The following is a 1,096-nucleotide window of genomic DNA, read 5'->3' on the forward strand; positions in this document are numbered from 1 at the left end:
CGAGCTCCAGGTGGCGTTCGTGGCCGCCGACGGTCGGGTCCTGCACACGGTCCGCCAGGTCAGCGGCAACTGGACCGGTGTCGGCTCCGTCGACCTGACCGGTGTCACGGGCACCCGCACCGGCGTCTCGATCACCGGCACCTACAACTGACCCGGCACGGGCCGTTCCCCCTCCCCACCCAGACTTCTTCCGTAAAGGACCCCTCCCTCATGTTCAAGGCCAAGCAGTCCGCCCGTAGCCGCTCCGTCCTCCTCGCCGCCGTCGTGCTCGCCCCGATGTTGGGGATGGCCTCAGCCCAGTCGGCGGCGGCCAACGCCCCCACCGTCGCGGACATCGCACGCAACCAGGTCGGCAACAACTGCACGCCGTACTACGGATGCGTGTACCCGTCCGCCTGGTGCGCGGAGTTCTCCCGCTGGGTCTGGAAGCAGGCAGGCGCGAACACCAGCGGCCTCAACGCAGCCGCCGCGTCCTTCCACAGCTACGGTCAGAAGAACGGCACGCTGCACACCAGCGGACCCCGGATAGGCGACGCGGTCCTGTGGGACGACGACGGTTCGGTCTCCGGTGAGGCGAACCACGTCAGCCTGGTCGTCGGAGTCTCCTCCGACGGCTCGCAGATCCAGACCGTGGGTGGCAACGAGAGCGGCAAGGTCTCGTACAAGAACTGGTTCAACTGGCGGACCTACAACAACCCGGGCGCGGGCAAGGCCCTCGCCTTCGTCTCGCCGGTGGGCGTTCCCGGAACCCCGCCGCCGGTGGTGACGCCGCCCGCGCCGTCCGGCCAGTGGCGGGCGCAGGTCGCGGTGGAGTCGGGCGGGTCGCTGTACCACGGCGTCCGCAACCCGAACGGGACCTGGTCGAACTTCGGGAACGTCGACAACGAGGCCGGCGAGATCCCCTCGGGCGTGCGGACCACCGCCGAGGCCGGCATCGACGGCGACACCCACCTGCTCGCCGTCAGCAACGACGGCAAGCTCCACCACACCATCCGCTTCGCCGACGGTTCGTGGGGAGGCTTCGGTGATGTTCACGCGGCGGCGGGTCAGTTGGCGAACGTGACGCAGGTGGCGGCGGCTTCGGTGGGTGCGGAGC

At 69.9% G+C, this 1,096-nt stretch carries 1 protein-coding gene; it reads left to right on the top strand.

Annotated elements, in window-relative coordinates; all coding sequences use genetic code 11:
* Positions 1-210: 210 nt before the first annotated feature.
* Positions 211-1,096: CHAP domain-containing protein (locus NOD94_RS41135; protein ID WP_281211355.1), on the top strand; the 886-nt coding region annotated here is incomplete at its 3' end.

The sequence above is a fragment of the Streptomyces sp. Isolate_45 genome, assembly GCF_024721315.2.
Lineage (GTDB): Bacteria > Actinomycetota > Actinomycetes > Streptomycetales > Streptomycetaceae > Streptomyces.